General features: G+C 66.2%; 39 protein-coding genes. 27 read left to right on the top strand and 12 right to left on the bottom strand.

Annotated features, from left to right (window positions below):
* The first annotated feature begins 278 nt into the window (after positions 1-278).
* Together FHT36_RS23935 and FHT36_RS23930 are read left to right on the top strand one after the other, a co-directional pair.
* The gene (locus tag FHT36_RS23935; protein ID WP_169124965.1) at positions 279-1,907 is read left to right on the top strand and encodes an FAD-dependent oxidoreductase; all 1,629 of its coding nucleotides are present in this window, start codon (positions 279-281) and stop codon (positions 1,905-1,907) included.
* Positions 1,908-1,918: 11 nt separating this feature from the next.
* Positions 1,919-2,401 (top strand): Rieske 2Fe-2S domain-containing protein, encoded by a 483-nt coding sequence (locus tag FHT36_RS23930; RefSeq protein WP_169124964.1) that lies wholly within the window; start codon positions 1,919-1,921, stop codon positions 2,399-2,401.
* Positions 2,402-2,529: 128 nt separating this feature from the next.
* On the opposite strand, the gene FHT36_RS23925 is transcribed toward FHT36_RS23930, so the two are convergent.
* Entirely contained in the window at positions 2,530-3,117 is a 588-nt protein-coding gene (locus FHT36_RS23925) for a hypothetical protein (protein ID WP_029555923.1), read from the bottom strand.
* 502 nt (positions 3,118-3,619) lie between these two features.
* On the opposite strand from FHT36_RS23925, the gene FHT36_RS23920 reads away from it, so the two are divergent.
* The 17 genes from FHT36_RS23920 to FHT36_RS23840 all read left to right on the top strand — a co-directional run bounded on the left by FHT36_RS23920 (position 3,620) and on the right by FHT36_RS23840 (position 14,133).
* Positions 3,620-3,940, top strand: a complete 321-nt coding sequence (locus FHT36_RS23920; RefSeq protein ID WP_169124963.1) for an iron-sulfur cluster assembly accessory protein — start codon at positions 3,620-3,622, stop codon at positions 3,938-3,940.
* Between the two features lie 62 nt (positions 3,941-4,002).
* Positions 4,003-4,404, top strand: coding sequence for a NifU family protein (locus FHT36_RS23915; RefSeq protein ID WP_169124962.1), 402 nt, complete (start codon positions 4,003-4,005; stop codon positions 4,402-4,404).
* 49 nt (positions 4,405-4,453) lie between these two features.
* A complete protein-coding gene (gene nifS / locus FHT36_RS23910) occupies positions 4,454-5,653 on the top strand; it encodes a cysteine desulfurase NifS (protein WP_169124980.1) in 1,200 nt (399 codons plus the stop codon).
* A gap of 146 nt (positions 5,654-5,799) precedes the next feature.
* On the top strand, positions 5,800-6,015 hold the full coding sequence (nifT, locus tag FHT36_RS23905; RefSeq protein WP_024281053.1) for a putative nitrogen fixation protein NifT: 216 nt from the start codon (positions 5,800-5,802) through the stop codon (positions 6,013-6,015).
* 6 nt (positions 6,016-6,021) lie between these two features.
* A complete protein-coding gene (locus tag FHT36_RS23900) occupies positions 6,022-6,888 on the top strand; it encodes an SIR2 family protein (protein ID WP_169124961.1) in 867 nt (288 codons plus the stop codon).
* Between the two features lie 357 nt (positions 6,889-7,245).
* Positions 7,246-8,820, top strand: a complete 1,575-nt coding sequence (nifB, locus tag FHT36_RS23895) for a nitrogenase cofactor biosynthesis protein NifB (protein ID WP_371745017.1) — start codon at positions 7,246-7,248, stop codon at positions 8,818-8,820.
* A 24-nt stretch (positions 8,821-8,844) separates the two neighbouring features.
* The gene (locus tag FHT36_RS23890; protein ID WP_011995790.1) at positions 8,845-9,069 is read left to right on the top strand and encodes a 4Fe-4S binding protein; all 225 of its coding nucleotides are present in this window, start codon (positions 8,845-8,847) and stop codon (positions 9,067-9,069) included.
* An 11-nt stretch (positions 9,070-9,080) separates the two neighbouring features.
* Positions 9,081-9,395, top strand: a complete 315-nt coding sequence (locus FHT36_RS23885; protein WP_024281049.1) for an iron-sulfur cluster assembly accessory protein — start codon at positions 9,081-9,083, stop codon at positions 9,393-9,395.
* Positions 9,396-9,502: 107 nt separating this feature from the next.
* Positions 9,503-10,054 carry a hypothetical protein gene (locus tag FHT36_RS23880; protein WP_169124960.1) on the top strand — a complete coding sequence of 184 codons (552 nt, stop codon included), beginning with the start codon at positions 9,503-9,505 and terminating at the stop codon, positions 10,052-10,054.
* Positions 10,044-10,826, top strand: coding sequence for a 4Fe4S-binding leucine-rich repeat protein (locus FHT36_RS23875; RefSeq protein WP_169124959.1), 783 nt, complete (start codon positions 10,044-10,046; stop codon positions 10,824-10,826). The genes FHT36_RS23880 and FHT36_RS23875 overlap by 11 nt, the downstream gene beginning before the upstream one ends.
* Positions 10,823-11,140, top strand: coding sequence for a nitrogen fixation protein NifZ (locus FHT36_RS23870; RefSeq protein ID WP_029555916.1), 318 nt, complete (start codon positions 10,823-10,825; stop codon positions 11,138-11,140). Before FHT36_RS23875 ends, FHT36_RS23870 begins: the two co-directional genes overlap by 4 nt.
* Before the next feature lie 8 nt (positions 11,141-11,148).
* A complete protein-coding gene (locus tag FHT36_RS23865; protein WP_168457692.1) occupies positions 11,149-11,388 on the top strand; it encodes a nitrogen fixation protein NifZ in 240 nt (79 codons plus the stop codon).
* 55 nt (positions 11,389-11,443) lie between these two features.
* Positions 11,444-11,773 (top strand): hypothetical protein, encoded by a 330-nt coding sequence (locus FHT36_RS23860; RefSeq protein WP_210257958.1) that lies wholly within the window; start codon positions 11,444-11,446, stop codon positions 11,771-11,773.
* 88 nt (positions 11,774-11,861) lie between these two features.
* Positions 11,862-12,125 (top strand): hypothetical protein, encoded by a 264-nt coding sequence (locus tag FHT36_RS23855; protein WP_024281043.1) that lies wholly within the window; start codon positions 11,862-11,864, stop codon positions 12,123-12,125.
* A complete protein-coding gene (locus tag FHT36_RS23850) occupies positions 12,125-13,324 on the top strand; it encodes a DegT/DnrJ/EryC1/StrS aminotransferase family protein (RefSeq protein ID WP_169124957.1) in 1,200 nt (399 codons plus the stop codon). Before FHT36_RS23855 ends, FHT36_RS23850 begins: the two co-directional genes overlap by 1 nt.
* Before the next feature lie 52 nt (positions 13,325-13,376).
* Complete coding sequence (locus FHT36_RS23845; protein WP_169124956.1) at positions 13,377-13,691, top strand: ferredoxin; 315 nt, start codon at positions 13,377-13,379, stop codon at positions 13,689-13,691.
* Between the two features lie 217 nt (positions 13,692-13,908).
* On the top strand, positions 13,909-14,133 hold the full coding sequence (locus tag FHT36_RS23840; RefSeq protein WP_169124955.1) for a hypothetical protein: 225 nt from the start codon (positions 13,909-13,911) through the stop codon (positions 14,131-14,133).
* A gap of 210 nt (positions 14,134-14,343) precedes the next feature.
* On the opposite strand, the gene grxD is transcribed toward FHT36_RS23840, so the two are convergent.
* Together grxD and FHT36_RS23830 are read right to left on the bottom strand one after the other, a co-directional pair.
* On the bottom strand, positions 14,344-14,673 hold the full coding sequence (grxD, locus tag FHT36_RS23835) for a Grx4 family monothiol glutaredoxin (RefSeq protein WP_168457274.1): 330 nt from the start codon (positions 14,671-14,673) through the stop codon (positions 14,344-14,346).
* 92 nt (positions 14,674-14,765) lie between these two features.
* Positions 14,766-14,999 carry a BolA family protein gene (locus tag FHT36_RS23830; protein ID WP_168457275.1) on the bottom strand — a complete coding sequence of 78 codons (234 nt, stop codon included), beginning with the start codon at positions 14,997-14,999 and terminating at the stop codon, positions 14,766-14,768.
* A 238-nt stretch (positions 15,000-15,237) separates the two neighbouring features.
* On the opposite strand from FHT36_RS23830, the gene FHT36_RS23825 reads away from it, so the two are divergent.
* The 7 genes from FHT36_RS23825 to FHT36_RS23795 all read left to right on the top strand — a co-directional run bounded on the left by FHT36_RS23825 (position 15,238) and on the right by FHT36_RS23795 (position 18,808).
* Positions 15,238-16,101, top strand: coding sequence for a xanthine dehydrogenase (locus FHT36_RS23825; RefSeq protein ID WP_169124954.1), 864 nt, complete (start codon positions 15,238-15,240; stop codon positions 16,099-16,101).
* A 57-nt stretch (positions 16,102-16,158) separates the two neighbouring features.
* Positions 16,159-16,641: a M48 family metallopeptidase gene (locus tag FHT36_RS23820; RefSeq protein WP_169124953.1), complete on the top strand. Its 483-nt coding sequence runs from the start codon at positions 16,159-16,161 to the stop codon at positions 16,639-16,641.
* A gap of 73 nt (positions 16,642-16,714) precedes the next feature.
* A complete protein-coding gene (locus FHT36_RS23815) occupies positions 16,715-17,110 on the top strand; it encodes an iron-sulfur cluster assembly protein (protein WP_210257957.1) in 396 nt (131 codons plus the stop codon).
* A 186-nt stretch (positions 17,111-17,296) separates the two neighbouring features.
* A complete protein-coding gene (locus FHT36_RS23810) occupies positions 17,297-17,776 on the top strand; it encodes a Rieske 2Fe-2S domain-containing protein (protein ID WP_169124952.1) in 480 nt (159 codons plus the stop codon).
* A 45-nt stretch (positions 17,777-17,821) separates the two neighbouring features.
* Positions 17,822-18,154: a DUF6156 family protein gene (locus FHT36_RS23805; RefSeq protein ID WP_246702413.1), complete on the top strand. Its 333-nt coding sequence runs from the start codon at positions 17,822-17,824 to the stop codon at positions 18,152-18,154.
* A gap of 27 nt (positions 18,155-18,181) precedes the next feature.
* Entirely contained in the window at positions 18,182-18,349 is a 168-nt protein-coding gene (locus FHT36_RS23800) for a hypothetical protein (protein WP_169124951.1), read from the top strand.
* A 24-nt stretch (positions 18,350-18,373) separates the two neighbouring features.
* Positions 18,374-18,808 (top strand): group II truncated hemoglobin, encoded by a 435-nt coding sequence (locus FHT36_RS23795; protein WP_169124950.1) that lies wholly within the window; start codon positions 18,374-18,376, stop codon positions 18,806-18,808.
* A 14-nt stretch (positions 18,809-18,822) separates the two neighbouring features.
* On the opposite strand, the gene FHT36_RS23790 is transcribed toward FHT36_RS23795, so the two are convergent.
* Both FHT36_RS23790 and FHT36_RS23785 read right to left on the bottom strand, forming a co-directional pair.
* On the bottom strand, positions 18,823-19,062 hold the full coding sequence (locus FHT36_RS23790; RefSeq protein WP_169124949.1) for a hypothetical protein: 240 nt from the start codon (positions 19,060-19,062) through the stop codon (positions 18,823-18,825).
* 92 nt (positions 19,063-19,154) lie between these two features.
* Complete coding sequence (locus FHT36_RS23785) at positions 19,155-19,400, bottom strand: hypothetical protein (protein WP_169124948.1); 246 nt, start codon at positions 19,398-19,400, stop codon at positions 19,155-19,157.
* A gap of 316 nt (positions 19,401-19,716) precedes the next feature.
* On the opposite strand from FHT36_RS23785, the gene FHT36_RS23780 reads away from it, so the two are divergent.
* Positions 19,717-20,202, top strand: coding sequence for a hypothetical protein (locus tag FHT36_RS23780; RefSeq protein ID WP_169124947.1), 486 nt, complete (start codon positions 19,717-19,719; stop codon positions 20,200-20,202).
* Positions 20,203-20,253: 51 nt separating this feature from the next.
* Here the strand turns inward: FHT36_RS23780 and FHT36_RS23775 are convergent, their stop codons facing one another.
* From FHT36_RS23775 to FHT36_RS23745, 7 genes are all read right to left on the bottom strand, one after another.
* On the bottom strand, positions 20,254-20,589 hold the full coding sequence (locus tag FHT36_RS23775) for a hypothetical protein (protein ID WP_169124946.1): 336 nt from the start codon (positions 20,587-20,589) through the stop codon (positions 20,254-20,256).
* Between the two features lie 154 nt (positions 20,590-20,743).
* A complete protein-coding gene (locus FHT36_RS23770; RefSeq protein WP_169124945.1) occupies positions 20,744-21,508 on the bottom strand; it encodes a dienelactone hydrolase family protein in 765 nt (254 codons plus the stop codon).
* Positions 21,509-21,767: 259 nt separating this feature from the next.
* Positions 21,768-22,571, bottom strand: a complete 804-nt coding sequence (locus FHT36_RS23765) for a 4Fe4S-binding leucine-rich repeat protein (RefSeq protein WP_169124944.1) — start codon at positions 22,569-22,571, stop codon at positions 21,768-21,770.
* A gap of 116 nt (positions 22,572-22,687) precedes the next feature.
* On the bottom strand, positions 22,688-22,984 hold the full coding sequence (locus tag FHT36_RS23760) for a ferredoxin family protein (RefSeq protein ID WP_169124943.1): 297 nt from the start codon (positions 22,982-22,984) through the stop codon (positions 22,688-22,690).
* 80 nt (positions 22,985-23,064) lie between these two features.
* Entirely contained in the window at positions 23,065-24,372 is a 1,308-nt protein-coding gene (locus FHT36_RS23755) for an FAD-dependent monooxygenase (protein WP_169124942.1), read from the bottom strand.
* A gap of 22 nt (positions 24,373-24,394) precedes the next feature.
* On the bottom strand, positions 24,395-25,504 hold the full coding sequence (locus tag FHT36_RS23750) for an electron transfer flavoprotein subunit alpha/FixB family protein (protein ID WP_169124941.1): 1,110 nt from the start codon (positions 25,502-25,504) through the stop codon (positions 24,395-24,397).
* A 59-nt stretch (positions 25,505-25,563) separates the two neighbouring features.
* The gene (locus FHT36_RS23745) at positions 25,564-26,412 is read right to left on the bottom strand and encodes an electron transfer flavoprotein subunit beta/FixA family protein (protein WP_169124940.1); all 849 of its coding nucleotides are present in this window, start codon (positions 26,410-26,412) and stop codon (positions 25,564-25,566) included.
* Positions 26,413-26,966 lie beyond the last annotated feature (554 nt).

The raw sequence follows: 26,966 nt of genomic DNA, 5'->3' as shown, positions 1-26,966 counted from the left end.
GAAAACGCCGGAAGTCTTGCGCCGATGCGGGTTCGCGGCCGTGGACGGACCGAAACACGACCCATCGCGCGGAGGTAAAGGCGGGCGCCGTGTCGGAAATCCGTCGCACCACGCGGGAAATGCGACGCTGCCGAGGTGGGCGATCCCACAGGGCGAGGGCCAAAGCCGACCGTGCCCGCCGTGGCAGGGCGTGGGAAATGCCCGCAAGGCCATATTTCCCGGAACTGTGCGCGAATCTTGCAAGGGCTCCAATCAGCAAGATTTGCGAGGACTGTTCCATGCTGGATACGGCGATCATCGGCGGAGGGCTCTGCGGCCTCGCGCTGGCGCGGCAGTTCAAGAAACAGGACCGCAGCTTCACCCTGTTCGAGGCGCGCCCCCGGCTCGGCGGTCGCATCCTCTCGGCCGTGGCCTCCAGTAACGGCGCGGCCTTCGATCTCGGCCCCACCTGGTTCTGGCCCGACACCCAGCCGCTCATTGCCACCTTCGTCGCGGAACTCGGCCTTGCGTCCTTCCCCCAGCATGACGAAGGCACGGTGCTGCACCTCACCGAGGCGGACAAGAACCCCCAGGGCTTCGCGCAGGAGGTGCATGGCGGCGCGCGGCGGGTCGCCGGCGGCATGGCGCGTCTGGTGTCGGTTCTCGCCGAAAGCATCGGCGAAGATCGCCTGCGCCTCAACCACGTGCTCCACAGCGTGGAGGACAAGGGCGACCATGTGGTCCTGACCTTCCGGGTGGACGACGCCTTCTTCATCGTCGAGGCGCGCCATGTGGTGGTGGCGCTGCCCCCGCGCCTCGTGGCGGAAACGGTGCGCTTCATCCCGGAACTCGACAGCGCGACCTTCGACGCCATGGGCACCGCGCCCACATGGATGGCGCAGCAGGCCAAGGTGGTGATGGCCTATCCCTCCGCCTTCTGGCGGGTCGCCGGCCAGTCCGGCAATGCCTTCGTCACCCACGAGCAGGCCGTGGTCGGCGAGATCTTCGACGCCTGCGACGTCACCGGCGCCAAGGCGGCCCTCGGCGGCTTCCTCAGCTTTCCCCCCGATCTGCGCGAAGCCTTCGCCGACGGCCTGTCCATGCTGATGGACAGCCAGATGGTGCAGGTGTTCGGCTCGGCGGCGGAAGGCGGCGAGCAGCTCTATCAGGACTGGGCCGGCGAGGCCTTCACCTGTTCTGCCCGCGACAAGGCGGAGCCGCGGGGCGAGCATGTGGCCTTCTCCAATCCCCTGCTGCGGCGGCCGCTGTGGGACGGGCGGCTGCATCTCGGCAGCTCCGAGACCGCGACGCAGGGCGCCGGCTACCTCGAAGGCGCGCTGGAAGCGGCGCGGCGCATCGACCGCGCCCTGTCGCGCGAGCGGGCGGAGGAGACGGGAGCTGCCATTCACGAGGGGCTGCCGGTGAATGCCGCCAGCCTCGCCCGCTTCGCGAACTGGGTCGCCGGGCAGAACGATGCGGCGTTCGAGGCCTATCGCATCCGCCTCAACCGGGCGCTCGCCAGCCAGGACCGCGAGCAGCTGACCCAGAGGGCGATGCTGGGCGCCATCGAGGACATCTATGAGCGCGCGGCGGATCTCATCGAGACGCTGCCCTTCGACATGAGCGACGTGCCGGTGGAGAAGGGCCGCTCCGCTCTGATGGGCGACGTGCAGCTGCCGTTCCGCGACTTCATCCAGACGCTGCTCGACGATGTTGTCGCGTTCAACCGCACCTCCTGTGCGCTTTCCAACTTCCCCGGAGAGCATCACCTCTCGCGCGACTATGTGCAGACCATCCTGCGCGACGTCGCCGCCGCCTGGCGGGACTTCTGCCTCGCCGCCAACCGGCGCCTGCTGGCCAAGGCCGAGGCCGGCGCTCCCCTGACCCCCGGTGCCGGCAGCGGCCCGGTCCTGACGCGTGCATCGTGAACGAGGATAAGATGGAACCGACCGTCATCGACAACGAAGCCCCCCAGGATGCCCTCCCGGACGAGGCGGCCGCCGTCGCCTACGTCATCTGCTCCATGAGCGACATCCCCAGCCAGCGGGCCCGGGGTTTCGAGCTGATGCAGGTGGCGGAGGATGGCTCCGAGCAGCCGTTCAAGATCGTGGTGGTGCGGTGGGGCCGGCAGGTGTTCGGCTACATCAACCGCTGCCCCCACGACCAGGTGCAGCTGGATTGGGAGCGCAACCAGTTCCTCGATCCCAACGGCATCCGCCTGATGTGCGGAAAGCACGGCGCCCTGTTCGAGCTGGGCACGGGCGTCTGCCTGGAAGGGCCGTGCAAGGGCAAGAGCCTCATCCCGGTGGCCCTTACCGTGCTTGACAACGACATCTGCGTGACCGGCGTGACGCTGGCCGAGGAGGCTGATGACGACGAGGAGGAGATCGCCTCCTGCTCGGACGAGGGCGGCGGCGTCTGAGCGGCGCTCCATATGGGAATAAAAATGGCCGGGCTTGCCCGGCCATTTTCTTGTGTCGCGGTGCGCTGACGAAGACGGCCCGGCGTGCCACCCGGTCCTGCCGGGCGGCACGGGGCGCAGGCCCCGGATCAGACCGGGCGGTTCTCGTTGCGGTTCTTCACCGGCTCCATGATGGAGACGCCCTTTTCATAGGTGATGATCTCGTAGTCCTCGTGCCACGCCGCGGCGGCGTCGAGCACCACGTCGGTCTTGCCACCCGTGTCCATCTTCTTGATGTCGTTCTTGTCGATGGAGAGGAGGTCGGTCATCTCCTTCCACACGGTGCTCTCGTCGCAGGGCAGGACGTAGAAGGTCTTGCCGTTGTGGGTGACGCGATACTTCGCCAGCAGGTCGATGTTGTTGCAGAACAGGAAATACTTTCCGTCGGGCGCCAGCGCGTCGCCGAGCACGTCGACCACGTCGGAGAGGAAAGCGAAATTCTGCAGGTAGCCGGCGAGCACCGGGATGGTGGACTTGCCCTCCTCGGCGAAGGTCAGCACCTGCTCCATGGTGTACTCCGGCGGGCGCTTCTCGTCCGCGACCTGCTGCTGGAACTTCAGCGCAATGTCGCCGCGGAAATCGAAGCGGCCGGGCTTGGTGGGCTGCTTGAGCACGGCATTCAGGAGTCGCCCCTCTTTATCCAGCCGGCCCAGGGGGGTGTTCTCGATCGCGGTCATCAAAAAGGTCTCCGGTTCAGCACACGACTGTTCAGACGGGTCTTGGGTTCAACACGGGCGCGAGCCGCGCTCGTCCCGGACAGGAGCGCCCGGGAGAGAGTGCCACCCTCCGCCGAATGCCGTTCGGCGGGCCACCCGCGCAGGGGCAGGCGCTGCGCTTCATGCAAGCCCTTTGCCGCTTCGCCTGACGGGCGAGGCGAAACCCGCCGCCAGCGACAATCGGCCCCGTGCGGGCACCGGCCGAGGGGTGCCGGCAAGGCGCGGGAAGCCCGCAGGGGCACGGAAACGCGGGGCTCGCCGGGCATCGCAGCGGGGCGCGCCTCGCCATTCCGGCGCGCCACGCGGGGGCGGCGGGAGTGGTCCGTGCCCATGTCCGAAACCGGACACGCGTCGCAAAGGCAACAGCTTCGATCCTGAAAATCGAAAGAAATCAGCCCGTTGCTGTCTGGCACGAGGCTTGCTGCTGTCCCGGCAGACCAGTCTTTCAAGCGAAGGTCGAGCAATGATCAATTTGACCGACAGCGCACTTCATGCGGTCCGCGACGCGATCCATGATGCCGATCAGCCCGTCAGCGGCCTGCGCATCATGGTCGAGACCGGCGGCTGCGCCGGCTACCAGTACAAGATGGGCCTCGTCACCGATGCCGAGCCCGACGACACCGTGGTGGAGCGCGAGGGCGTGCGCGTCTTCGTCGACAACAAGAGCCACGAGCTGCTCGCCGGCACCACCATCGACTTCGTGGTGGCCCTGGAAGGCTCCGGCTTCACCTTCGAGAATCCGAACGCCACCTCCAGCTGCTCCTGCGGCAAATCCTTCGGCTGACCGCCATCCGCGCGCCGTCCTCTGACGGGCGGCAGAACAGAGAACACAGAGAGGATATTGCGATGTTGGCCGAGACCGAAGCGCCCGCCCCGCTGAGCCGTGAAGCCCACCGCGAGGCGATCATCCGCGAGGTGATCGAGGAAATCCGCCCTAACCTCATCCGCGACGGCGGCGACTGCGAGCTGGTGGAAATCGACGGTACCAAGGTCATGGTCAAGATGACCGGCGCCTGCGTCTTCTGCAAACTGGCGAGCGAGACCATCGAGGGCATCCAGTCCAAGATCGTGGAGCGCCTCGGCGAGCTGATCCGGCTGATCCCCGTCGCCGGCGCGCAGAACAAGCCGCTGGTGAGCCTGAAGGGCCCCGGCCCGGCGCTTTCCGCTGCGCCCAAGCCCGCTGCCCCCAAGCCCGCCGCGGCTGCCCCGGCCGTTCCGGCGCCGGCGGCGCCGTCTCCCATCCGCTGACGGCCTGCCACACAGCAAGACGCCGCAGCCGACCCGAGGGGTGAGCGCCGTGCGCCCGGTCTATCTCGACAACAACGCGACGACGCGCACAGACCCTGCCGTCGTCGCGGCGATGCTGCCGTTCTTCTCGGAGCATTTCGGCAACGCCTCGTCCACCCACGCCTTCGGCGAGCATGTGGGCGAGGGGCTGAAGAAGGCCCGCAAGCAGTTGCAGGCCCTCCTCGGTGCCCAGTTCGACCACGAGATCATCTACACTTCGGGCGGAACGGAATCCGACAACGCCGCCATCCTCTCCGCGCTGGAGACCCAGGAGGGGCGGGACGAGATCGTCACCACCACGGTGGAGCACCCGGCGGTGCTCACCCTCGTCGCCCATCTGGAAAAGACGCGCGGCATCAAGGTCCACCTCATCGGGGTGGACCGGCAGGGGCGGCTCGACCTCGACGCCTTCGCCGCGGCCTTGTCGCCGAAGACGGCGCTGGTCTCCGTGATGTGGGCCAACAACGAGACCGGTACGCTGTTTCCGGTGGCGGATCTCGCGCGACAGGCCCATGCGGCGGGCGCCCTGTTTCATACCGATGCGGTGCAGGCGGTGGGCAAGGTCGCGATCGATCTGAAGTCCACCGAGATCGATATGCTGTCGCTCTCCGGCCACAAGCTGCACGGCCCCAAGGGCATCGGCGCGCTCTATGTGCGCAAGGGCGTGAAATTCCGTCCCCTCGTCCGCGGCGGCCATCAGGAGCGCGGGCGGCGCGGCGGCACGGAGAACGTGCCCGGCATTATCGGCCTCGGCGCGGCGGCCGAGCTTGCCCTCGCTTACATGGAGGAGGAGCGCACGCGCGTGAAGGCGCTGCGCGACCGGCTGGAACAGGGCATCCTGCAGCAGGTCAGCCATACCCTCCTCAATGGCGACGGCGACAACCGCCTGCCCAACACCGCCAACGTCGCGTTCGAATATCTCGACGGCGAGGCGGTGCTGCACAATCTCAACAAGGCCGGCGTCGCCGCCTCCACCGGCTCGGCCTGCACCTCCGGCTCCACCGAGCCCTCCCATGTGCTGCGCGCCATGAACCTGCCCGCGAGCGCGCTGCATGGTGCGCTCCGCCTCTCCCTGTCCCGCGAGAATACGAGCGACGACGTGGACCGGGTGCTGGAGGTTCTTCCCGACATCGTGGCCCGCCTGCGCGCCATGTCGCCGGCCTGGGCGGCGGCCACGGGCGAGGCATCTGCCGTCGCCGATCATGTTTGACGCCGGACATGCCGGACGTCCGGCGCCACACCCTTTCGTGCTCCGTGCGGTGCCCCGCGCCCGGCGCGCATCACCAGCGTCCCCGTTCGGGCCTTCGGTCCTGCCGGGTCACAGCGGCGAGTAAAGCCCGATCAAGGAGCCAATAAATGAAAGTCATGATTCGCCGTTCCCCGGAAATCGGCCTGTCCATCTACGTCCCCAAGAAGGACCTGGAGGAGCCGATCGTCGAGTTCGAGCACGAGTCCCTGTGGGGTGGTTGGATCAAGATCGCCAACGGCTGGGTGCTCGACCTGCCCGAGATGGCCGAGGGAACCACCCTGCCCATCACCGTCAACGCGAAGAAGCGTGGCGAGGAGGAGTGAACTGAGATGAACATTTCCGTCGCCAATATCGAGACGCTGAAGCTCGCCGACGCCGAAGCCGTCCTGAAGGACGTGGCGGCGGAGTTGCGCGCGGACAAGGTCGTGCCCTATCTCGGGCCCGGCCTCGTCGCCCTCGGAACGCCCGCCATCCCGGTGACGCCGGAAGACCTTTCGGTCTTCTTCGGCACCAAGGTGGCGCTGCCCAAGCGCGCCAAGGGCAATTGCTGGGCCGCGGCCCAGCACATCGAGAGCATGAAGCACCGCAACACCGTCTCCGCTCTGATGGCGGAGGCATTCGGGCCCGAAGTGGCGCCGCTGCCGTTCCACACCTTCCTCGCGGGCCTGCCCCTCGCGCTGATCGTGGACACCTGGTACGACGGCGCCATGCGCGGGGCCCTCGCCGGCCGCTCGGACTGGGGCGAGGCACAGGGCATCACCCGCGCCGGCATCGGCGAGGACCGCTGGTATCGCTTCTACGATCCGGCCGGCGCCGAGAGCGACCGCGCCACCGCGGAAGGCTGGAAGACCGTGCTCTACAAGCCGCACGGCAGTGCCGCACCGGCGAAGAACTGGCTGATCTCCGACGCGGACTATGTGGAAGTCCTCACCGAAATCGACATCCAGACCCCCATCCCGGACGTGGTGAAGAACCGCCGTACCGAGCGCAGCTTCCTGTTCCTGGGCTGTCGCTTCCACGACCAGATGCTGCGCACCTATGCGCGGCAGATCTCCAAGCGCTCGCGCGCGCCGCACTTCGCCATCGTGGACGAGGCGACGCTCACCAAGAACGAGCTGCGCTTCCTGCTGGGCCACGCCATCACGCCCATCGCCATGTCGCTGCCGAAGGCGCTGGACGTCATCATGTCGGCCTGATGCGGGCTGCGGCCCGGCGTGAACACTGAGGGGGGAGCATGTCCGACACCGGGCATGCTCCCCTTGCTTTTGGGATTGTCGCCTTCGCCCGGGAGGTGGTGGCGGGCTGGCTTTCGGGCTTCGCATTGATCTCGATCAATTGCGCGCAGGGGCGGGCCGGAATTCGACGCCGGAGCATGTAACTTTTCCAACATGTCAGTCGTGTCGCGGCTCGATGTTCACAAGCCGACAGCCTGTCGGTCGCTCCTAGTCGATTGATATATATCAGCTATTTGGTCTCTGATGGGCTGGCACGGCTGTTGCTCTTCCTTGGGCCAAGGATTTATCGGGATCCTGCTGCAAGCGAGGAGCAGATAGATGCACGCGTCGACACAGCAAGAAAACGCGGTTGGCCTGAACGCCGTCGGAATGGACGAGAAGCTGGCCGAGGTCATGCAGGCCAAGGCCGAGCACCAGGGCTGCGGCACCTCGGGTGGTTCGGGCAAGGCGAGCTGCGGCTCGTCGGCCGGACAGGGCGACTTGCCCACCGAGATCTGGGAGAAGGTGAAGAACCATCCCTGCTACAGTGAAGAAGCCCACCACCACTATGCGCGTATGCATGTTGCCGTTGCCCCGGCGTGCAACATCCAGTGCAACTACTGCAATCGCAAGTATGACTGCGCCAACGAGAGCCGCCCCGGCGTGGTCTCCGAGAAGCTGACGCCCGAGCAGGCCGCGAAGAAGGTGCTGGCGGTGGCCTCCACCATTCCGCAGATGACCGTGCTCGGCATCGCAGGCCCCGGCGACCCGCTCGCCAACCCCGAGAAGACCTTCAAGACCTTCGAGCTGATCGCGAAGACCGCGCCGGATATCAAGCTCTGCCTGTCCACCAACGGCCTTGCCCTGCCGGACCACGTGGACACCATCGCCGGCTTCAACGTGGACCACGTGACGATCACCATCAACATGGTGGACCCCGAGGTCGGCGCGAAGATCTATCCTTGGGTGTTCTGGAAGCACAAGCGCTACACCGGCTATGAGGCGGCCAAGCTCCTCACCGACCGGCAGATGCTCGGCCTCGAGATGCTCACCGAGCGCGGCATCCTGTGCAAGGTGAACTCGGTGATGATCCCCGGCATCAACGACAAGCACCTTGTCGAGGTGAACCGCGCGGTGAAGTCGCGCGGCGCGTTCCTGCACAACATCATGCCGCTCATCTCCTCCCCCGAGCATGGCACCGTGTTCGGCCTCAACGGCCAGCGCGGCCCGACCGCCCAGGAGCTCAAGGCGCTCCAGGACGAGTGCGAGGGCGAGATGAACATGATGCGTCACTGCCGCCAGTGCCGCGCCGACGCCGTGGGCCTCCTCGGCGAGGACCGCTCCGCCGAGTTCACCACCGACAAGATCATGGCCATGGAGGTCAATTACGACCTCGACAGCCGCAAGGCCTACCAGGCCCTCGTCGAGGAAGAGCGCGTCGCCAAGGTGGCGGCGAAGCAGGAGGAGCTGGAGGCTCTCGCCGGCGAGCAGAGCGACATCAAGCTGCTCACCGCCGTCGCCACCAAGGGCTCGGGCCTCATCAACGAGCACTTCGGCCACGCCAAGGAGTTCCAGGTGTGGGAACTCTCCACGGCGGGCGCCAAGTTCGTCGGCCATCGCCGCGTCGACCTGTACTGCCAGGGCGGCTACGGCGAGGAGGATAGCCTCGAGACCATCATCCGCGCCATCAATGACTGCCATGCGGTGTTCGTGGCGAAGATCGGCGGCTGCCCGAAGGCGGACCTCATCAAGGCCGGCATCGAGCCCGTCGACACCTTCGCCCACGAGTTCATCGAGAAGTCGGCGATCACCTGGTTCAAGGAATACCTGAACAAGGTGAAGACCGGCGAGATCGTCCACACCGCGCGCGGCGACGCCGAGATCCGGCAGGGCGCGCTCATCAACGCGGCCTGACCGGCGAAGTAAAGGAGCATCGCCATGACCCTCAAAATCGTCGCGTCGCAGTGCACGAGCTGCTCGGCCTGTGAGCCGGAATGCCCCAACGTGGCCATTTCGGAGAAGAACGGGACGTTCGTGATCGATCCGAAGAAGTGCACCGAGTGCATCGGCCACTTCGACGTGCCGCAGTGCGCGGCGGTCTGCCCGGTGGACGATACGTGCGTGATCGACAACGCGTATCCCCGCTACCAGCCCACCGCCTGAGGATCTGCGCGATGAACTTCACCATGACCCGCTCCGCCGCCCGCTTCATGCGCATGATGATCATGGCGGACGGTGGCCCCACCGCCGGCTTCCGCATGCATGTGACGCCCGGCGGATGCTCCGGTCTCAACGCCGACATCTCCGTGCTGCCCGAGCCGCAGCCCGGCGATGTGGTGGTGGAGAAGGACGGGGTGAAGCTGTTCCTGCCGGCGGAAAGCCGCCTGCTGCTCGATGGTGTGACCATCGACTTCACCGACACGGCCGCCAAGACCGGGCTCGTCTTCAACGATCCCAAGGCGACCACCTGCTCCTCCCACGCCCATTGAGGGCGGGGAGGGCGGCAACGTCTGATCACGACCCGGGGCGGCCTGGTGCTGCCCCGGCATTTCCGGGCCGGATTTCCACCGGCACCAGGACAGGACGGGGACAGGGAATGGACGGGATCGTGGGTTCCGCGCAGGTCTCCGGCGAGCCCGATTTCCTGACCCCCGAAGCGCTCCTTGCGAGCGCGGTGATGGGCGGAGGGTTGCCGGAAGACGCACAGTTTCATCTGTGGGAAGCCGGCCTCTCCTACCAACAGGACGACGTTGCGGAAGCGCATCTGCGCAAGGCCGAGGCCATCGCTCCCGGTCATGCGGCGGTGCTCATCGGCCTCTACCGCTTCTACTTCTACAAGGGCCGCCTGCGGGAGTGCCTGGGGGTGGCGCGGGAGTGCCTCGCCAAGGCGCAGCGGGAGACCAATCTCCCGGCCGACTGGCGGGACGTGCGGGCGGAGGATGCGGAATTCTCCCGCTACGACCGCCTGATGCCGCGCTTCTTCCTGTTCACGCTGAAGGGCTACGCCTACCTCAACATGCGCCTCGGGGATCTCGACGAGGGGCGCGCCGCGGTGATGAAGCTGCTCGAGCTCGATCCGTCCGACAAGATCGGCGCGAAGCTCTTGCTCGACGTGCTGAACAGAGCGGGGCAGGACGATGAAGACTGACGACGACATCGAGGATGCCAAGACTTGGCTCGGCGAAGACGTCGACTGCCGGAGCTGCGCCCACGCGGGCGACCTTCTGCCGGCGGGCAAATGCCAGCTGCGGCGCGCCTGCGTCAACGACCGGTACGCCCGACGCATCGACCGCTTCTTCAACTGGAATCCGAAGCTCGCCAATTCCTATGTGGGCCACGAGCATTTCGAGGTCCGCGCCATTGCGGCGAAGCATGCCGACGTGTTCTTCCTGAAGCCGCTCCTCAACGATCCCGAGGAGACCGTGCGCTGGAACGCGGCGCGCCGGCTGCCCAAGCGGCTCATCCTGCCGCTGCGCAACGACCCCCATCGCGAGGTGCGCATCCGCATCGTCTCGCTGCTGGAGGATGCGGAACTGGCGCCCATGCTGGCGGATGACGATTACTATGTGCGCCTGGTGGTGGCCCGCCGTATCGCGCCGCCGCTGCTGTCGCGCCTCGTGGACGATCCGGAGCCGGAGGTGCGCAAGGTGGTGGCCCAGCGGCTGCCGGCCGAATGGCTGATGTGCATGGCGAAGGATCGCAGCGCCGCCGTACGCCTGGAAGTGGCGCAGCGCCTTGCCCCGGACCTGCTCCCGGCGCTCGCCGGCGATGCGGACTGGCGGGTGCGCTACGAGGTGGCGGGCCGCGTGGCGCCGTCCCAGCTCACCCGTTTCCTGGATGACGACGACGACTTCGTGCGCGAGGTCGCCCGCTCCCGCATGGAGGCGGGCGGGCCGCTCTTGAGGGAGATGCCGCTATGAGCAACATCGTCCGCGACAGTGATGTGGTTGAGATTTCCGAGCCGCCTTACTTCAATTTCGGCGAGAAGGTGAAGGCGAAGCGGGTGATCCGCAACGACGGAACCTATGCCGGCAAGGAGATCGGCGAGATTCTCGCGAAGAAGGGCGAGATCGGCTACGTGGTCTCCATCGGCACCTTCCTCCAGCAGTTCTACATCTACGGCGTCGAGTTTACCGAGAGTGGCAACCGCGTCGGCATGAAGCGCAAGGAACTGGAGAGCGCCGTTCCGCGCGAAGAACAGGACATCCCGCTGCCCCCCGCCCCCGGAGTTTGACTGCCATGATGCTCGAACCGCGCCTGCCCAAGTACGACTGGGGCATGAAGGTCAAGACCCTCATCGATCTCTACAATGACGGGTCCTATCCCGACATGCCGGAGGAGGGATTGCTCGTCGGCGTCGGCACGGTCGGCGAGATCGTGCAGGTGGGCCAGCACACGGATACCAACACGCCCATCTACCTCATCGAATTCAACGAGCGCCTGGTCGTGGGCTGCCTCGAGGAAGAGATTCAGCCGCTCTGATCCCTCGATGCGGGGCATCGGCGCCGCGCGAGACACAGCCGCGAGAGATAGGACGATGAGGCTGCCCGCTCATCCGAACGATCTCGACAGGAAGCGCATCGAGCGCGCCATCCGCGCGCGCAAGCGCTATCGCTATGTCACGCCCCGCGTGCTGGCCACGGAAGGCGGCTACCGGATCGAGAGCGCGTGCTGCTCGCGCAACATCGATCCCGAAGGCGGGGTGGTCGACATCGCCCTGATGATCTTCGATCCGGAGCAGGCCGCGTGGCAGCTGTTCCGCAAGAACCACGGCAAGCGCCTCTGGGAGCTCGACAGTATTCACGAGCGCCTGAAGGAATTGCTGGAGCTTCTGAACGACGACACCGAGCGTCGATTTTGGCAGTGATCCAAACTGGCAATGATCCTGCATGGCATGGGACGGACCGCGACAAAGCCGCCGGTCGTGTCTCATTCCGGCACGGGAGAGTAAGGTTATGGCCCTGAGCGACAGCGACCTCACCGAGATCGAGAAGGTGCTCACCGCCGAGGAGCCGGCGGGCCCGGTCTTCGCCGAATTGCGCAAGCGCTTTCCGGCCCTCTCCTGGACCCAGTGCGACGCCTCCGACGTCACCGAGGCACCATTCCGGACCTATCCCCGGTACGACGTGCATCTGCTCGACACGGCTGATCACTGCGCCCACATCACCTCCGATCCCGGCGCCGCCACCGGCGTGATCCTCGCACGGCGGAGCGCGTGATGAGCGACGCCGATTTCCTGGACGATTTCGATCTCGGCGAGGGCGAAGGTGGCGAGGCCACCAACATCCTTCTGTCGGATCCCGACATCACCGTCATCGAGCTGCAGGCGGTGGCCGAGGCCATGCAGGCGCCGCGCCTGTCCAGCGGTCCTTTGGCGGAGCAGTTCGAGGCGGAGTTCGCGGCCTATCTCGGCCGCAAATATGCCGTCGCCGTGCCGAGCGGCACCCTCGGCCTGCTCTACACGCTGAAGGCCTACGGCATCGGCCCGGGGGACGAGGTGATCGCCTCGCCCTATTCCTTCCGTGAGACGGTGCACGCCATCAGCCTGTCCGGCGCGCGCCCGGTGTTCGCCGATATCGACTATTGGGCGGGAACCCTCGTGCCGGAGAAGGCCGAGGCGAAGATCACCGACAAGACCAAGGCCATCGTCGCCGGCAACACCAATGGCCATCCCGCGCCCTGGACCGCCTTCCAGGAGCTGGCGCGCAAGCACAAGCTGGCGCTGATCGAGGATTCCACCGAGGCCATCGGCTCGCGCTACAAGGGTGCGCTGGTGGGGACGTTCGGCGACACGTCCGTGTTCGATTTCTCACAGCCCTTCCCCATCGTGTGCGGCGAGGGCGGGATGGTGGTGACGGACGACATCGACGTCGCCGTGGCGCTGCGGCGCTTCCGCTCCCACAAGCTGGAGGAGCGGTCCTCCGTCGTGGTCAGCATGAGCGCGCCCTACCAGGGCGCCATGAGCGACATCACCGCCGCGCTGGGCCTCACCCAGCTGCGCCGGCTCGAGGAAATCCTCGAGCAGCGGCACACGGTGGAGCACCTCTACCAGAAGTACGTCCAGTCCTTCGAGGGCATCAAGGATCCCTTCATCGGGCCGGACGTGACCGAGGTGAACTGGTTCCTCTACGTGGTCCATCTCGGCACCCGTTTCTCCAAGTCGAGCCGCGATTCCATCGTCGAGGATCTGAAGGTGGAGAAGGTCGAATCCGCCGGCTACAGCACGCCGCTGCACGTGCAGCGGCACTATTTCGACCTCGGCTATCGCCGGGGCGATTTCCTCGTGACGGAAAAGGTGGCCGACCGCGCGGTGGCGCTGCCGTTCCACACGCACCTGAACGAGGAGGAGATCGAGTTCATCGTGGCAACGATGAAGGATGCCTCGGTCAATGTAGGGGCGGGCGCCGCCATCTACTGAAACGCAACAAGATCGCACCCCAAACACTAAGACGAAACGACAGGAGTTGTTGATGTCCACGGTTACGCTGAAGGTCCTCCCCATGGGCAAGACCATTGAAGTCGCGGAAGGCACGAACCTCCTCGAGGCGCTCATCACCGTCGAGCCGGGGCTCGCCGAGCGCCAGAAGAGCGACAAGGACGGCAGCGCGTCCCACGTGTTCGTCCAGGAAGGCCGCAAGGGCCTGTCCAAGACCACCCGTGAGGAGAACGAAAGCCTCGACGCGATCGTCGGTGTCGGCTCCAAGTCCCGCCTCGCCAAGCACGTCACCGTGCTCGGCACCGAGAACGTGACCATCGAGCTGCTCGGCGAGTTCTCGGGCTTCTGATGGCGGTGGGCGGCGCTCCCCGCGGGGCGCCGGGACTGTCGGCGACGGGAAGGGCGGAGCCTTCCGGTTGCGGCTGAAGACACAAGCTTCCGGTGGCGCGCTGCCGGAAGCTCAACAAAAAGCGTGCCGGGTAATCAAGTCGTCGTGCGGGTTTGCGGTGAAACGTTTGTTTCGCTCCGGGCCCGCGCCAGTGAAGAGCTTTGAGAGGAGAGACGAGATGAGCGACGAGACTGTGATCATTCACGCCCGCTTTGCCGCCAACGGCACCATCGCGGAGATCAGCGAGCGGCCCCAGGGGCTCAATCCCCAGGAGTGGTTCGACTTCCTGTCCTACCGTTCCGCCGACAAGTACCAGGCGCTGGCCGGCGGTCGCGGCGTATTCCGCCTCACCCGCGCCGAGGTCGAGGCCTCCAAGGTCGACGCCACCACCAAGGCGGCGTGAGCCGACGTTCGCCGCGGCGTGTCCCGGCCGGGTTTGCGGCCGGCGCGCCGCTGCATCCGGTCCGTACCGGGCCGATGCCGTGATCGTTTTGCGAATACTTGAGGGCCGACTGGTTCATCCGGCCCGACGTCTTTTCGAGGTCGTTCCATAGTGCAGCAAAAGGGCCCGGATGCGCGCGCATCCGGGCCCTTTTTTGTGGGTCGATCCCTGTCAGGCGGTGACGGCGACGCCCTTGTCGGCGAGGAGCTGGGTCAACTCGCCGGCCTGGAACATCTCGCGGACGATGTCGCAGCCGCCGACGAATTCGCCCTTGATGTAGAGCTGCGGAATGGTCGGCCAGTTGGAATAGGCCTTGATACCCTCGCGCACCATCGGATCCTGCAGCACGTCCACGGCGCGATAGGGCACGCCGACGCCGGCGAGCACCTGCACGACGGCAGCGGAAAAGCCGCACTGGGGGGCGGCAGGAATGCCCTTCATGAACAGGACCACATCGCTGGAGGCGATGATGTCTTCAATACGTTCGGCAGTGGTGGCCATGGGGCAGTCTCCTGATTGAAACGAAGCGGATGAAAATGGGAATTTGAAAAGGGCCGGAACCGGGCGCCGCGCGGATCGCGCTGCGGACGATCTCACTTGGGAATCAGCGTCTCCAGCTTCAGGGCATGGAGCGTGCCGCCCATGTGCTCCCCGAGCGCCGCATAGACCATTTGGTGCTGCTGGACGCGGCTCTTGCCCTTGAAGGCCTCCGAGGTGATGCGGGCGGCATAGTGGTCGCCGTCGCCGGCGAGATCGATGATCACCACCTGACTGTCTGGAAGAGCCTCCTTCACGAGGCGCTCGATTTCATCTGCGGCCATGGCCATCGCGCTGTCTCCTTCGATATGCGACGCCCCCATGCAAGCCCGGCACCACTCGCCATTGCAGCAAATGCGGCCATATCGGTGGAGGAGCTGTCGCAAATCTGACAGCGCGGCCGGCCGGGGAGGTTGGATGCCGCCGGCCGGCGCGCGCACGACGGGATGCTGGGGGGTGACCCTGGGGCCGTTCCAAACGGCCCGCCTCTTGCTTACGCCTTGTCGCCCCGGGGAAACGAGAACCGTTATGAGCGATTTGCTACAGCAGGGACGCGGTGCGCCGCGCAACGGCTTTGCGACCATACTCGGCACCAACGAGATCGCATCGGCCGTGGCCATCGAGCTGCATCGCGGCGGCTATGGCGTCGTGCTGTCCCATGACCCGGCGCCGCCGGTGATCCGGCGCAAGATGGCGTTTCACGACGCCCTCTACGAGGACGACGTGCGCGTGGACGGCGTGCGCGCGGTGCGGGCCGATACCGGCATCCATGTCCGCAAGGGGCTGGCGCGCGGCGACGTGATGGTGACGACGCTCGGGCTGCTCGATCTCATCGTCCTCGGCCCCATCGAGCTTCTCGTCGATGCCCGCATGAACAAGTATCAGGTGACGCCGGACCTACGCCGGCTCGCGCGCCTCACCATCGGCCTCGGGCCGGGGTTCAGCGGCGGCACCAATTGCGATCTCGCCATCGAGACGCGCCCCGGCAAGGAGGGGCAGGTGATCCAGCACGGCCCCACCGACGAGCCGGATCACATCCCCCGCGACCTCGGCGGCGTGACGACCGAGCGCTTCGTGCATTCGGCCGTTCCCGGTCGCTGGCACACGGCCATCGAGATCGGCACCCGCGTCTACAAGGATTTCCATATCGGCTTCCTCGGCAACGAGCCGATCCGTGCCCCGTTCGACGGCGTGGTGCGCGGCGTGGTCCGCGACGGGACGGAGGTTCCGGCCGGTGTGAAGCTTCTGGAAATCGATCCGCGTGGCCGCGGCGCCGACTGGACCGGGCTCGACGCCCGCGCCCTGGTCATCGCCAAGGCGGTGAGCCGGGCGCTGACCTTCCGTGGCGCCCGGCTCACCGAAGCCGCGGCCAATCCCCATCTGGTGAAGTAGGCGCGCGAACGAGGCAATTGGCGGCGCCCTTCGCCGGCCCCACCGAAGGGTAGAAACGTGAGCGTCGATCTTTTCCCCAACACCGATGTCATCAATTTCGGCGAGGTCTCCGGTCCGGTGAACGCCCTGCTGCAGCAGGGCGTCATCGCCTATCGCAAGGACCGCAAGCGCGCGGACGAACTGTTCCGGCAGGCGCTCGCGACGGCGCCGTCCGAGCTGCCGGTCTATTTCTGCCTCTATAAGATCCACACCTACCAGGGCAATCTGGACGAGGCGGAAGCCGCGGCGCGGGGCGGTCTCATCGAGGCGGCGACCCAGGCGGGCTGGGACACGGACTGGCGCAATTGGGTGCCTTACGACCTTTTGCCCGACGGGCCGGGCCGGTTCGCCCTCTACACGCTCAAGGCGCTGGCCTTCATTCACCTGCGCCAGAACCAGCCGGAGCTGGCGGTGGAGAAGCTCGAGGCGCTCAAGGTGCTCGACCCCACCGGCGCGGTAGGGTGGCCAGTTGTCGCGGCCCTCGCCGAGGGTCTGGATTGAAGAGCCCGGCCATCGTTGGCATCGTGCTTGCTACGTTATCGGGTACGATGAGGGGGCAGGAGGCATTGGTCCCATGACTCACCCTGTGGAGCACGGCCTTGCCGCACCGACGACCATGATCGTCCACGGTGAGGTGCGCAGTTTCGAAGAATTCGCCGAGGATGATGCCGTTCTTCTCGAAGCCATCGTTGCGGCGCTGAGAACCGTCAACGACCCGGAAATCCCGGTGAACATCTATGATCTTGGCCTGATCTATCGGATCGAGGTCAAGGACGAGGGCGCGGTCGAGATCGACATGACGTTGACCGCGCCGGGCTGCCCGGTTGCCGGGCAGATGCTCGGCTGGGTGCAGGAGGCCGTGGTGGTGGTGCCCGGCGTCAGCGACGTGAAGATGAAGCTGGTGTTCGATCCGCCATGGGACAAGTCGCGCATGAGCGACGAGGTCCAGCTCGAGCTGGGCCTCCTCTGAGACACCTCGACAGAAGCGGAATGGCCGGCCCTGCGCCGGCCATTTTCGTTGCCGCCGGAGTTCGGCACGCTTCCTGCTAATCCCGGTTGGCTTCACGCCGGCCGCGGGACTGCTGCCACGGTCGGACAGGGACTGTTTCATTTGCGACAGGGGCCGGCGCCTCCGGGAGGGGCGGGCGGAAAATTGATGTCTGCCGAACAATCTGCCGAGCAACAGGACGCCGACGCCGAGATCGAGGTCTTCGCCATCTGCGGGACGCACGAACTGCCGCCCGGCGAGGCGAAGGCGTTCGATCTCTCCCGATTGACCCCGGAAGGGGACGCGCGGCCGTTCCGCATCGTGGTGGTGCGCACCGGTGCGCGCGAGGTAGTGGGCTATGTGAATGCCTGTCCGCACAAGGGCGCGTGGCTCAATATCGGCGGCGGCCAGTTCTTCAATGCGGAGCGCACGCATCTGCGCTGCGGCCGCCATGGGGCGCTGTTCGACATCGAGAGCGGGGCCTGCACCAAGGGCGAGTGCGAGGGCGCGCACCTGGAGCCGGTGGCTGTGGCCATCGTGGGCGCCGACGTGTGCCTGTGCGGCGTGCCGCTGGTGGAGGCGGAGGTCGCCGGCTTTCCCTATGACGATTTCGACGAGACCATGGAAATCATGATTTCTCCCGACTGATCGGCAGTCGTGATGGCGAAAGTGCAGGTGTCGGGAGACGTGCCAATGAGTTCAGAGGCCGCGAGTGCTGTGCCGCCGGAGATGCCGGGCGAGTGCCGCTTCTTTATAACCTATACCGGCGTGAAGATGCCGTTCCGGCTGGTGGAGCCCATCCCCGAGGCGCAGCTCACCCACCGCAACACCTTCATCCGGGCTTGGTTCGACGCGGCCGGCCAGCTGACCGGCTTCGACAAGATGGTCTATGGCGAGGTCGAGCTGGCCCATCGCTACAGCTACCATGGCAACGGGGCGCTGAAGCGCGCCGAGGTGCGCATGGTGGATGAGGACACGGTGATCGTCGCCTTCGACGAGGCGGGATCGCCGATACGGCCGGAATAGACCGGCGCGGACAGGAGGGCAGGACGGATGACGGTGGCTCAGCTGGTCGAGGCGCTCGGCAGAATGCCGCCGGACGCCGTGGTGCTGATGGAGGCCGACGGCGGACTTTCGCTGGTGTCGGCTCTCGACTTTGTCGAGGCGCAAGGCGCCGGTGCGCCGGCCGAGGTCATCCTGCTGCCCAACATGGACGAATAGGGGCCGAGCCCGAGGGGACAGATCATGTCGGACGTCGCCGAGACCACAACCATGTATGAGCGCCTGGGCGGCGCGGTCGTCATCGATCGGCTGGTAGAGGCCTTCTATGCGCGCATGGATCGGCTGCCCGAGGCGGAGGGCATCCGCGCCATGCATGCCGACGACCTCGGCCATACAAAGCAGGTGCTGAAGCGCTATCTCAGCGAGTGGACGGGCGGCCCCAAGCTCTATTCACCGGAAAAGGGCCACCCCCGCCTGCGGCAGCGGCACATGGGATTCTCCATCGGCAATGCGGAGCGCGACGCCTGGCTCCTGTGCATGCAGGGCGCGCTGGAGGAGACGGTGGCGGATGCCGCCGCGCGTGCCGCCATCTACGATGCCATGGCGAAGCTCGCCGACTGGATGCGCAACACCGCCGGCAATCCGCACGACACCGTGGGCCACGTCGCGCGACCCTGAGAGGGGTTGCGCCGCTAAAGCGGCACGCCGAAGAAATCCTCGTCGGACCCGCCCCAGGCCTGGTGCAGCGCCAGGGCAGTCTTCCACTTCGCCATCTCGTCCTCGGACGCGGTGCGGTGGGTGATCTTCCCCTCCGGCTTTTCGGCGAGGAGGAAGTCCTTGGCGTTGCGCAGGAAGCGGTTGAGGGCCTTGGTGTCGTTGGGGCGGACGACGCAGCGGGGGGCTTCGTCGATGAGAATCGTCGTCGGGAGCATCGCCAATTCTCCAGTGCTGTGTCAGCTGTGCGGGGGCGGCAGGCCGGCGCCGAGGACGGCCACGGACCGGCCGCCGGCGCCGGCCTGAAGGCTCAGAAGCCGTCCTGCTTGGAGCCCCACGGATGGGAGCCCGGCACGAAGCCGGCCTTGATGCCGGCCTTAGCGATGTCTTCCATGGTCTTGTAGAAGGTGCCCTCGTGCACCAGCGTGCCGGTCTTGGTCATCACCGCCACGTATTTCGCGACGCGGTCGGTCTCGCACAGATATCCGCCGCCGGGATCATCGACGCTGCGGGCGTTGCCGTCCCAGTCGATGAAGAAACCTTCGCTCGTCGACATGCCTCACTCCAATGGACGCGCTCCGGGAAAAAGACTCTCCGGAGGCCGGGGCTCCAAACAGGTTTGGCGGGGCGATCGCTGCCCCCGCGTATTGCGCGCAGCAAGGTTCTTGCCAAGAGGCGCCCGCGGCCGCACGCGGCCCGGGGTGTCGCGCATCGCACATCTGCCGGATGAGGGCGTATGTTTCATGACACTGTCGTGCGGTAAGATGAAATCATCGACTTATGATCGGATCATGATCGGTAATTATTGAATTTACTAGTCTTTGAACTAAGATGTCGACGTTGTTTTTCTGTCTGCTCCGGAGATACATTTCATGGCTGAATTGACTCGCCGTATGGCGTCCCTCAGCGACGTCCAAGGCCTGTGGGGGCTGCTGCGGCAAGCCGCCGCCGCTGTCCCCTTCAACGCGGAAGACGAGGCCGACCAGGAGACGCTTCTGTCCGAGCTCGTCGCCTGCTGCACGTCCGGCCTGTCGCCGGTGGTGGTGGACCATGAGAAGGGCATCGTGGGCGCGCTGCTGGCGCGACGCGACACATTCGAGTGGGGCTTCCGCAACAGCGAGGCCATCCATGTGACCTATGCCGCCGTCGCCCCGGCTGCCAAGGGTGACGAGGTGCTCCCCGCGCTCCTCGGCGAATTGCAGGGTCGGAAGGTGCCGCTGCTCGCCAGCGTGAAGAGCGGCGAGCAGCTGGGGTTTGCGGCCGCGCTGGGCGGCCTCGGCTTCACCCACGAGGTGAAGGCGCTCAATGGCTGGGGCGACCTTTATCAGTGGACCCCGCCGCCCTCCGTCCACAATTGAGCAATGCGCCGTGGGCGCGTCCGCGCGCTCACGGACTTTCGGGGCGGCGCTTTAGCGCGGCTTGTCCTCCTCCGGCCGCGCCTGGATCTCGGCGAGGGCGGAATCGACGATGGCGCGGCAGGCGAGAAGGCGGTCGTATTCCGCCTTGCTGAGGGTCACGGACGGGCCCTTGTCGTCGGCCTCGGCGCCGAAGGCCGGCCGGGCGGCCAGCGCCGCCTCGAAGATGGTCTTCTCGAGCTGGTAGATGCGCTCGCTCGCCCGTTCCAGATAGGGCAGGGGATTGGCGCGCACATTCTGCTCATGCAGGGCGTCGAGGTTCAGGAGGTCGCGGAAGCGCTTTTCCGTTCGCCGCTTGCCCGCCCCGAAATCATGCTCGATCACGCTCATGTCCGACGCTCCGGCGGATGTGCGCCCCCATGATCCGGGATGATGAACCGGACCCATCGCCCGTTATCAAGATGAAACGTCCGGGCCGGCGGCGCGTCAAGAGGGACGGCCGCCGGCACGCGGATAGGGAAGGCCGAAGCTTGGCCCCCACAGGTCAATCCATGGGCGGGCCCATGTCGTTGCCCTCGGACTTCTTCTTGCCCTTCTTCTCGGTCTTCGCGAGGGCATAGGCGCCGGCATTCTTCAGCTGCACGGGGCCTTGCCCGACCACGAACTGGGAGATCCAGAACAGGGTGCGCTCCATGGCCTGGTCGGCCGCGGCGGCGTCATAGGCCGGGTTCGCCTTGTAGCTGAAGCCGCGATTGGCGCCGGGGTAGGAGAAGGCCGACACGTCGGGCCGGCGGGCACGGAACTGGATCATGTCCGCTTCCGCGATGGCGGGGTCGGCCTCGGCGAAGTGCATGAGGGTGGGAATGCGGCGCTTCTCCGACATGCCGTCGAGGATGCCCTCCTCGGCGTGATAGCCGATGGCGCAGGCGAGGCCCTTCACCTTGTTGGCGGCCGTGTAGGCGAGAAAGCCGCCCCAGGCATAGCCCACGAGGGCCACCTTGCCGGCGTCCTTCACCGCATCGACGGTGGCCTGGATGGCCTCCAGCGACCAGTCGGTGCCGACCTCCTCGGTGAGGGCCTTGCCTTCGTCGGTGGCGGCCGCGTCGAGTTCGATGTCGGACTTCACCTTGTCGAACAAGGACGGCGCGATGGCGACATAGCCGGCGGCGGCGAAGCCGTCGGCGATCTGGCGGATGTCCGAATTGACGCCGTAGACGTCCTGCAGGACCACCACCGCGCCCTTGGGCGCGCCCTCGGGATCTGCCCGATAGGCGGAGAATTTCACGTTGCTTGCTGTGACTTCGACCATGGCATCCTCGATTTCCGAGCGGCTGAAAAGGGGCAGGGCCGCTCGCTCTGCCAGTCTGAAACAGCTTCGATATGCAAAATGGACGCCAGAGGGCGGGAAATACGTGCGATGCAGCGAATTATGTGCGTCGTCATCAAGTAAATATCGCGCTGCAACAAAATATACTTCGCAAGCGCCAATCATTCGCGTCATGAGGCGAGCAAACGAAAATGGCCGACCCTGGGAGGCCGGCCATTGGATGGTTGGACGTAAACCTAGCTCAGCCGGCGGCAAGGCGCTCCCGCGCCACCTCGGCGATGGGCGGCACGTCGTCATGGGTGAGCGGGGCGAGGAAGGCGAGGGAGATCCGCTCGGCGACGACGAAACGCACGCGCATGTCGGGATCGCCACGCAGGGCGACAAGACGTTCGGGATCGAGATGTTCGGCCACCACCACGCGCACCAGCGGATCGGGATCATCCGCCATGCGGGCGAGGGGCACCTGCGGCAGGCGCGCGGCAATGATGCGCCGCACGTCCACTTCCGGGTCGTGCATCAGATAGACCAGCGCATCCGCCGGCGCGCGCCGGGCGGCCGCCATGCGCACGCTGTAGTCCACATCCGACATGAGGGCGACGAGATCGCTGCCTTCGAGACGGCGGGCGACGGCGATGCGCACCCGCGGCTCGGGGTCGAACCGCATGTCCCGCACGCGGGCGATGGGCAGGCGCTCGGCGCAGACCATCCGCACGTCCGGCTCGGGATCGTCCTTAAGCGGCGTGAGGAAGAAGACGCTGGCGTGCCGGGCGGCCAGCGCCCGCACCTCGAAATAGGGATGATCGAGATAGCGCGCGGCGAGGGCGGCGTTGTTCGCGAAGAAGCGGTCGATGCGCTTGCGCCGCCGGTCGAGGACGCATGCCTTGCCGAGGTCGCAGCGCCCTTCGGCCTTGATGTCCTCGTGCGGACAATCCTGGCAGCGCAGCGGCCGCCCCTGCCAGTCCAGCGCCTCGACGGCGAAGTCGGATGCGAAGCCTTCGGCGAACCCCGGCTCTCCGGCCGTTGATCCTGACGAAAATGCGGACATGAAATCGTCCTCCCACCCCCTAATCTAGGGGCGAAGGCGATTGGATGCCAGATGGCGTATCGGAAGCCGTGCGCCGGCTCCCGATCGCTATTTCGTTACCTCTGGGGCCGAAGGTCTCAGCCGAACTTAAACAGCACGCCGTAGCCGCCGCGGGGATAGTTCCACTCGATGTCACCGGTGGGCTCGCCGATGATGCGGCAGGTGCCGCACTCGACGCAGCCGTCGGCGGTGATCTCCACCTGGCCCTTGTCGTTCAGCTCGTAGCAGCGGGCGGGGCAGGTGGTGAGCAGGGTACGCAGCGCGGCGGAGGGGGTGGTGTGGGGCCGCACCTTGATGTGCGCGCGCCCGGCATCCACCAGGTAGCGGTTCTGGAAAAGCTTGTCCTCGACGCGGAAGGCGGTTTCGGTGGCCATGAAAAATCTCCCGGAAATCGGCGACGGGCGAGGCCCGCCGCGCAAGGTGGGAAAACAGGATGCGCTGAGCTGAAAGCTCCTCAGCGCCAGGCGCGGGCGAGTTTGAAGGCGTCGCCGAAAAGGCCCGCCCACGACCGCGCGGAGGTGAAGGACTTCACCGTCATCTTCTCCTTCTCCTTCTTCGGCGTGCCGTCGACGCGCACGAAGTTCTGCATGGCCTTGTTGACCAGCTGGGGGTAGGTGAGGAAGAAATTCTGCGACTGGATGTGCAGAAGCTGCGGCATGTCCTTGTACTTCTTGAGGTCTTTTATCACGAAGCTGTCGTCGAGCATCTTCTTATAGAGCGAGAGGTTCGACGCGGTCATGGGGTCCTTGCGGGACTTGACCTGGAAGATGGCCTCGCCGGCGATGCGGCCGGAGGTCATGGCGAGGTTCGAGCCCTCGCGGTGGATGGCGTTGTTGAGCTGGGCGGCATCACCCACCACCACCCAGCCCTCGCCATAGAGCTGCGGGATGGACTTGAACCCGCCCTCGGGGATGAGGTGGGCGGCGTATTCCTTCACCTCGGAGCCTTCCAGCAGCGGGGCGATGGAGGGGTGGCGCTTGAACTTCTCGAGCAGCGTGTAGGGGGATTCCCCGCTCTTCTGGAAGTCCGACACGAGGCAGCCGATGCCCACCGACACGCATTCGCGGTTGGTGTAGAGGAAGCCCATGCCGGTCATGCCTTCCGAGATGGTTCCGGCGGCCTCGATGACGGCGCCCTCGTTTCCCTTCACGTTGAAGCGCTGCTCGATCACCTCCTGCGGCATGAAGTGCATTTCCTTCACCGCCAGCGCCACCTCGGTGGGCTTGGGGATCTTGCGCAGGCCGGCGCGGGCCCCGAGCAGGCCGGTGACGCCTTCCGCCAGCACCACCACGTCCGCATGGATCTGGCCGCCGCCACGATCGGTCTTCACGCCGATCACCTTGCCATAGGCGTCCTGCACCAGCTCGGTCACCGTGGTCTCGCACACCACCAGGGCGCCGGCTTCGCGCACCTTGGAGGAGAACCACTTGTCGAACTGCGCGCGGATGATGGTGTAGCGGTTCGGCTTCTCCTCGTTGAAGTCGTCGGACCGGTAGTGCAGGCCGGTGTGGGAGTTCTCGCCCATCATCCAGAAGCGCTGCTCGATCAGGTGACGCTCCAGCGGGGCGTCCTCCCGGAAGTCCGGGATGATCTTTTCCATCATGTCGGCGTAGAGGATGGCGCCCTGCACGTTCTTGGAGCCGGAATATTCGCCGCGCTCCAGCTGCAGCACCTTCAGGCCGCGTGAGGCCATGGTGTAGGCGGCGGCATTGCCGGCCATGCCGGCGCCGACGACAATCGCATCGAACCTTTCGTCGATCATCGGATGTTCCTTTCGCTGGCTGTCAGCTGGCGAGCTTGTCGCTGGAGTGGGCCGAGAGGCGCTTGGCGAAGGCTTCCGTCAGGGCCGGGAGAAGGCGGATGGCGTCGGTGACGATGCCCACATGGGCAAAGTCGAAGATCGGCGCGTTCTTGTCGGTGTTGATGGCGACGATCAGGTCCGCGCCCTCGACGCCTACCCGGTGCTGGATGGCGCCCGAGATGCCGGCGGCGATGTAGAGGCGCGGGCGGATGGTCTTGCCGGTCTGGCCGATCTGCCGGTCGGAGGAGACCCAGCCCTTCTGCACCAGCGGGCGCGAGCAGCCATATTCGGCGCCCATGGCCACGGCGAGGTTGCGCACCAGCTGGAAGTTCTCCGGCGAGCCGAGGCCCATGCCGCCGGCCACCACCACGTCCGCATAGGCGAGGTTGGCCTTGTTGGAATCACGGTCGGGGATGAAGTTCAGGATCTTGGTGACGATGTCGGCTTCCACCACGCCGAGCTTGTGCTCGATGACCCGGCCGATGGGCTTCTCCACGCGGATCGGCATGGGCATGACACGCGGGCGCACCGTCGCCATCTGCGGGCGATAGTTCAGCGTGTAGATGGTGCAGAGCAGGGAGCCGCCGAAGGTCGGGCGGGTGGCGGCGAGCGAGCCGTCGGCGTCCACGTCCAGCTCGGTGGAATCGGCGGTAAGGCCGGTGAGCAGGGTGGTCGCCACGGCGCCGGCGAGGTCGCGGCCGAGCGTGGTGGCGCCCAGCAGCAGGATTTCCGGCTTGTAGGTGTTCACGAGGTCGGTCATCGCGGCCGTGTAGGCCTCGTTGCGATAGTCGGTGAGCACCGGGTCGGCCACCACATACGCGAGGTCGGCGCCGTAGCAGAAGGATTCGGCCACCGCGCCGCGCACGGTCTCGCCCTCGGCGCCGACCACCACGGCTGCGAGCTCGACGCCCAGCTTGTCGGCGAGCTTGCGGCCCGCGCCCATGAGCTCCCAGGACACGGGATGGACCTGGCCACGCTCCTGCTCGATGAACACCCAGACGTGCTTGTACGCCTTGAAGTGTTCCGGCAGCTCTTTCTTGGTGGACGCGCGTCCACCGGCGGCGGGGGCTTTGGGGGTGGTTGGCTCGCTCATGATGGTCGGCTCTTTAATCTTGAGTCACGAAGGGCGCGCGGGCTTTGCGGCGGAGGCCGTCAGAAGCCGCGCGCCAGCGCGGTCAGGTCGGCTTCCAGGCTGGGCTGGCGGGAGAAGATTTCGGCGATCAGCGCCTCGGAGAGGTTGCCGCCGTCGCCGGCCTCGATGAACTTGGCCTTCTCCGAACGCGCGCTCGGTGCGAACACGCGCTTGACGATGGTGGGCGAGCCCTTGAGCCCGCACATGTTGAGATCGGTGACGCCGGCATCCTTGGCGTTCCACTTCACCACCTCGGCGCGAGCGGCGCGCAGGGCGTCCACCATGGTGCCGCGGCGGATCTCGTTGGTGGCTTCCAGCATGGCGACGAGGCAGGGCAGGCGGGACTTCAGCACCTGCGTGCCGCCCTCGGCGCGCCGCTCCAGGGTGATGGTGCGGTCGGCGGGATCGAACTCGGCGATCTTCGCCACATAGGTGATCTGCATCAGGCCGAGGCGCTTGGCGATGCCGGGGCCGACCTGGGCGGTGTCGCCGTCGATGGTCTGCTTGCCAGTGAAGACGAGGTCCGGCACGCCCCAGGTCTCGCCGATCTTGGTGATGGCGGTGGCCAGGGCGAAGCTGGTGGCCAGCGTGTCCGAGCCGGCGAAGAAGCGGTCGGTCAGCAGCACGGCGCGGTCGGCACCGAAGGTCAGCGCCTTGCGCAGGGAGTCTTCCGCGGAGGGCGGGCCCATGGTGAGCACCGTGACTTCGCCGCCGAACTTGTCGCGCAGGCGAAGCGCTTCTTCCAGCGCGAACAGATCATAAGGGTTGATGATCGTCGGCACGCCCTGCCGCATGATCGTGTTGGTGACGGGATGGACGCGGATCTGCGCCGAATCCGGAACCTGTTTGATGCAGACGACGATGTGCATGAATTCGCTCCGAGCCAAACCCAACGGCTCCTGAGCCATGACTAGCAAGCGGCGTACCAAGCCGGCGTCACTTGTGAATCGCTCGCATTTTCAGTGATTTGTCATGCCGATCGGCCGATTGTCGGGTCTTGACGACACACGAATACATGGAACAACGCGTGTCCGTGTCGGGAAGGTGACAGATGGGCGTTGCTGGGTGGTGGTGCGCGGAGTGTCGTATTTGCGCGCATCGGCGGTGCGTCGCGAACGCGACGTGGGGCCTATCGGCGATGTGTCGGGGGAGGGGACGATCGCGCCCGCGCCAATTGGGGGTGACAGGGCCGCGGCGCGTGGGGGAGATGGTTTTGAAGTATTCGGCGTCGCTGATGGGAGGTTCTCGCAAAAGGTCCCCCGCCTTGCGGCGAGGGACTGGAACCTAAAATAGTCTTCAGCGTACGGTGTGTGAAAAGGCGTATTCGCAAAGGTCACGCCCTGCCCCGTTCAAATGTGCGCGGCAAGCCGCGGGGGTGGACGTCGGGTGGACGGGCCGGCGGGGGCCGGCCCGTCGATCCTCG

The organism is Xanthobacter sp. SG618, assembly GCF_012932745.1.
GTDB lineage: Bacteria > Pseudomonadota > Alphaproteobacteria > Rhizobiales > Xanthobacteraceae > Xanthobacter > Xanthobacter flavus.
This window is presented reverse-complemented; position numbering and strand designations above follow the sequence as displayed.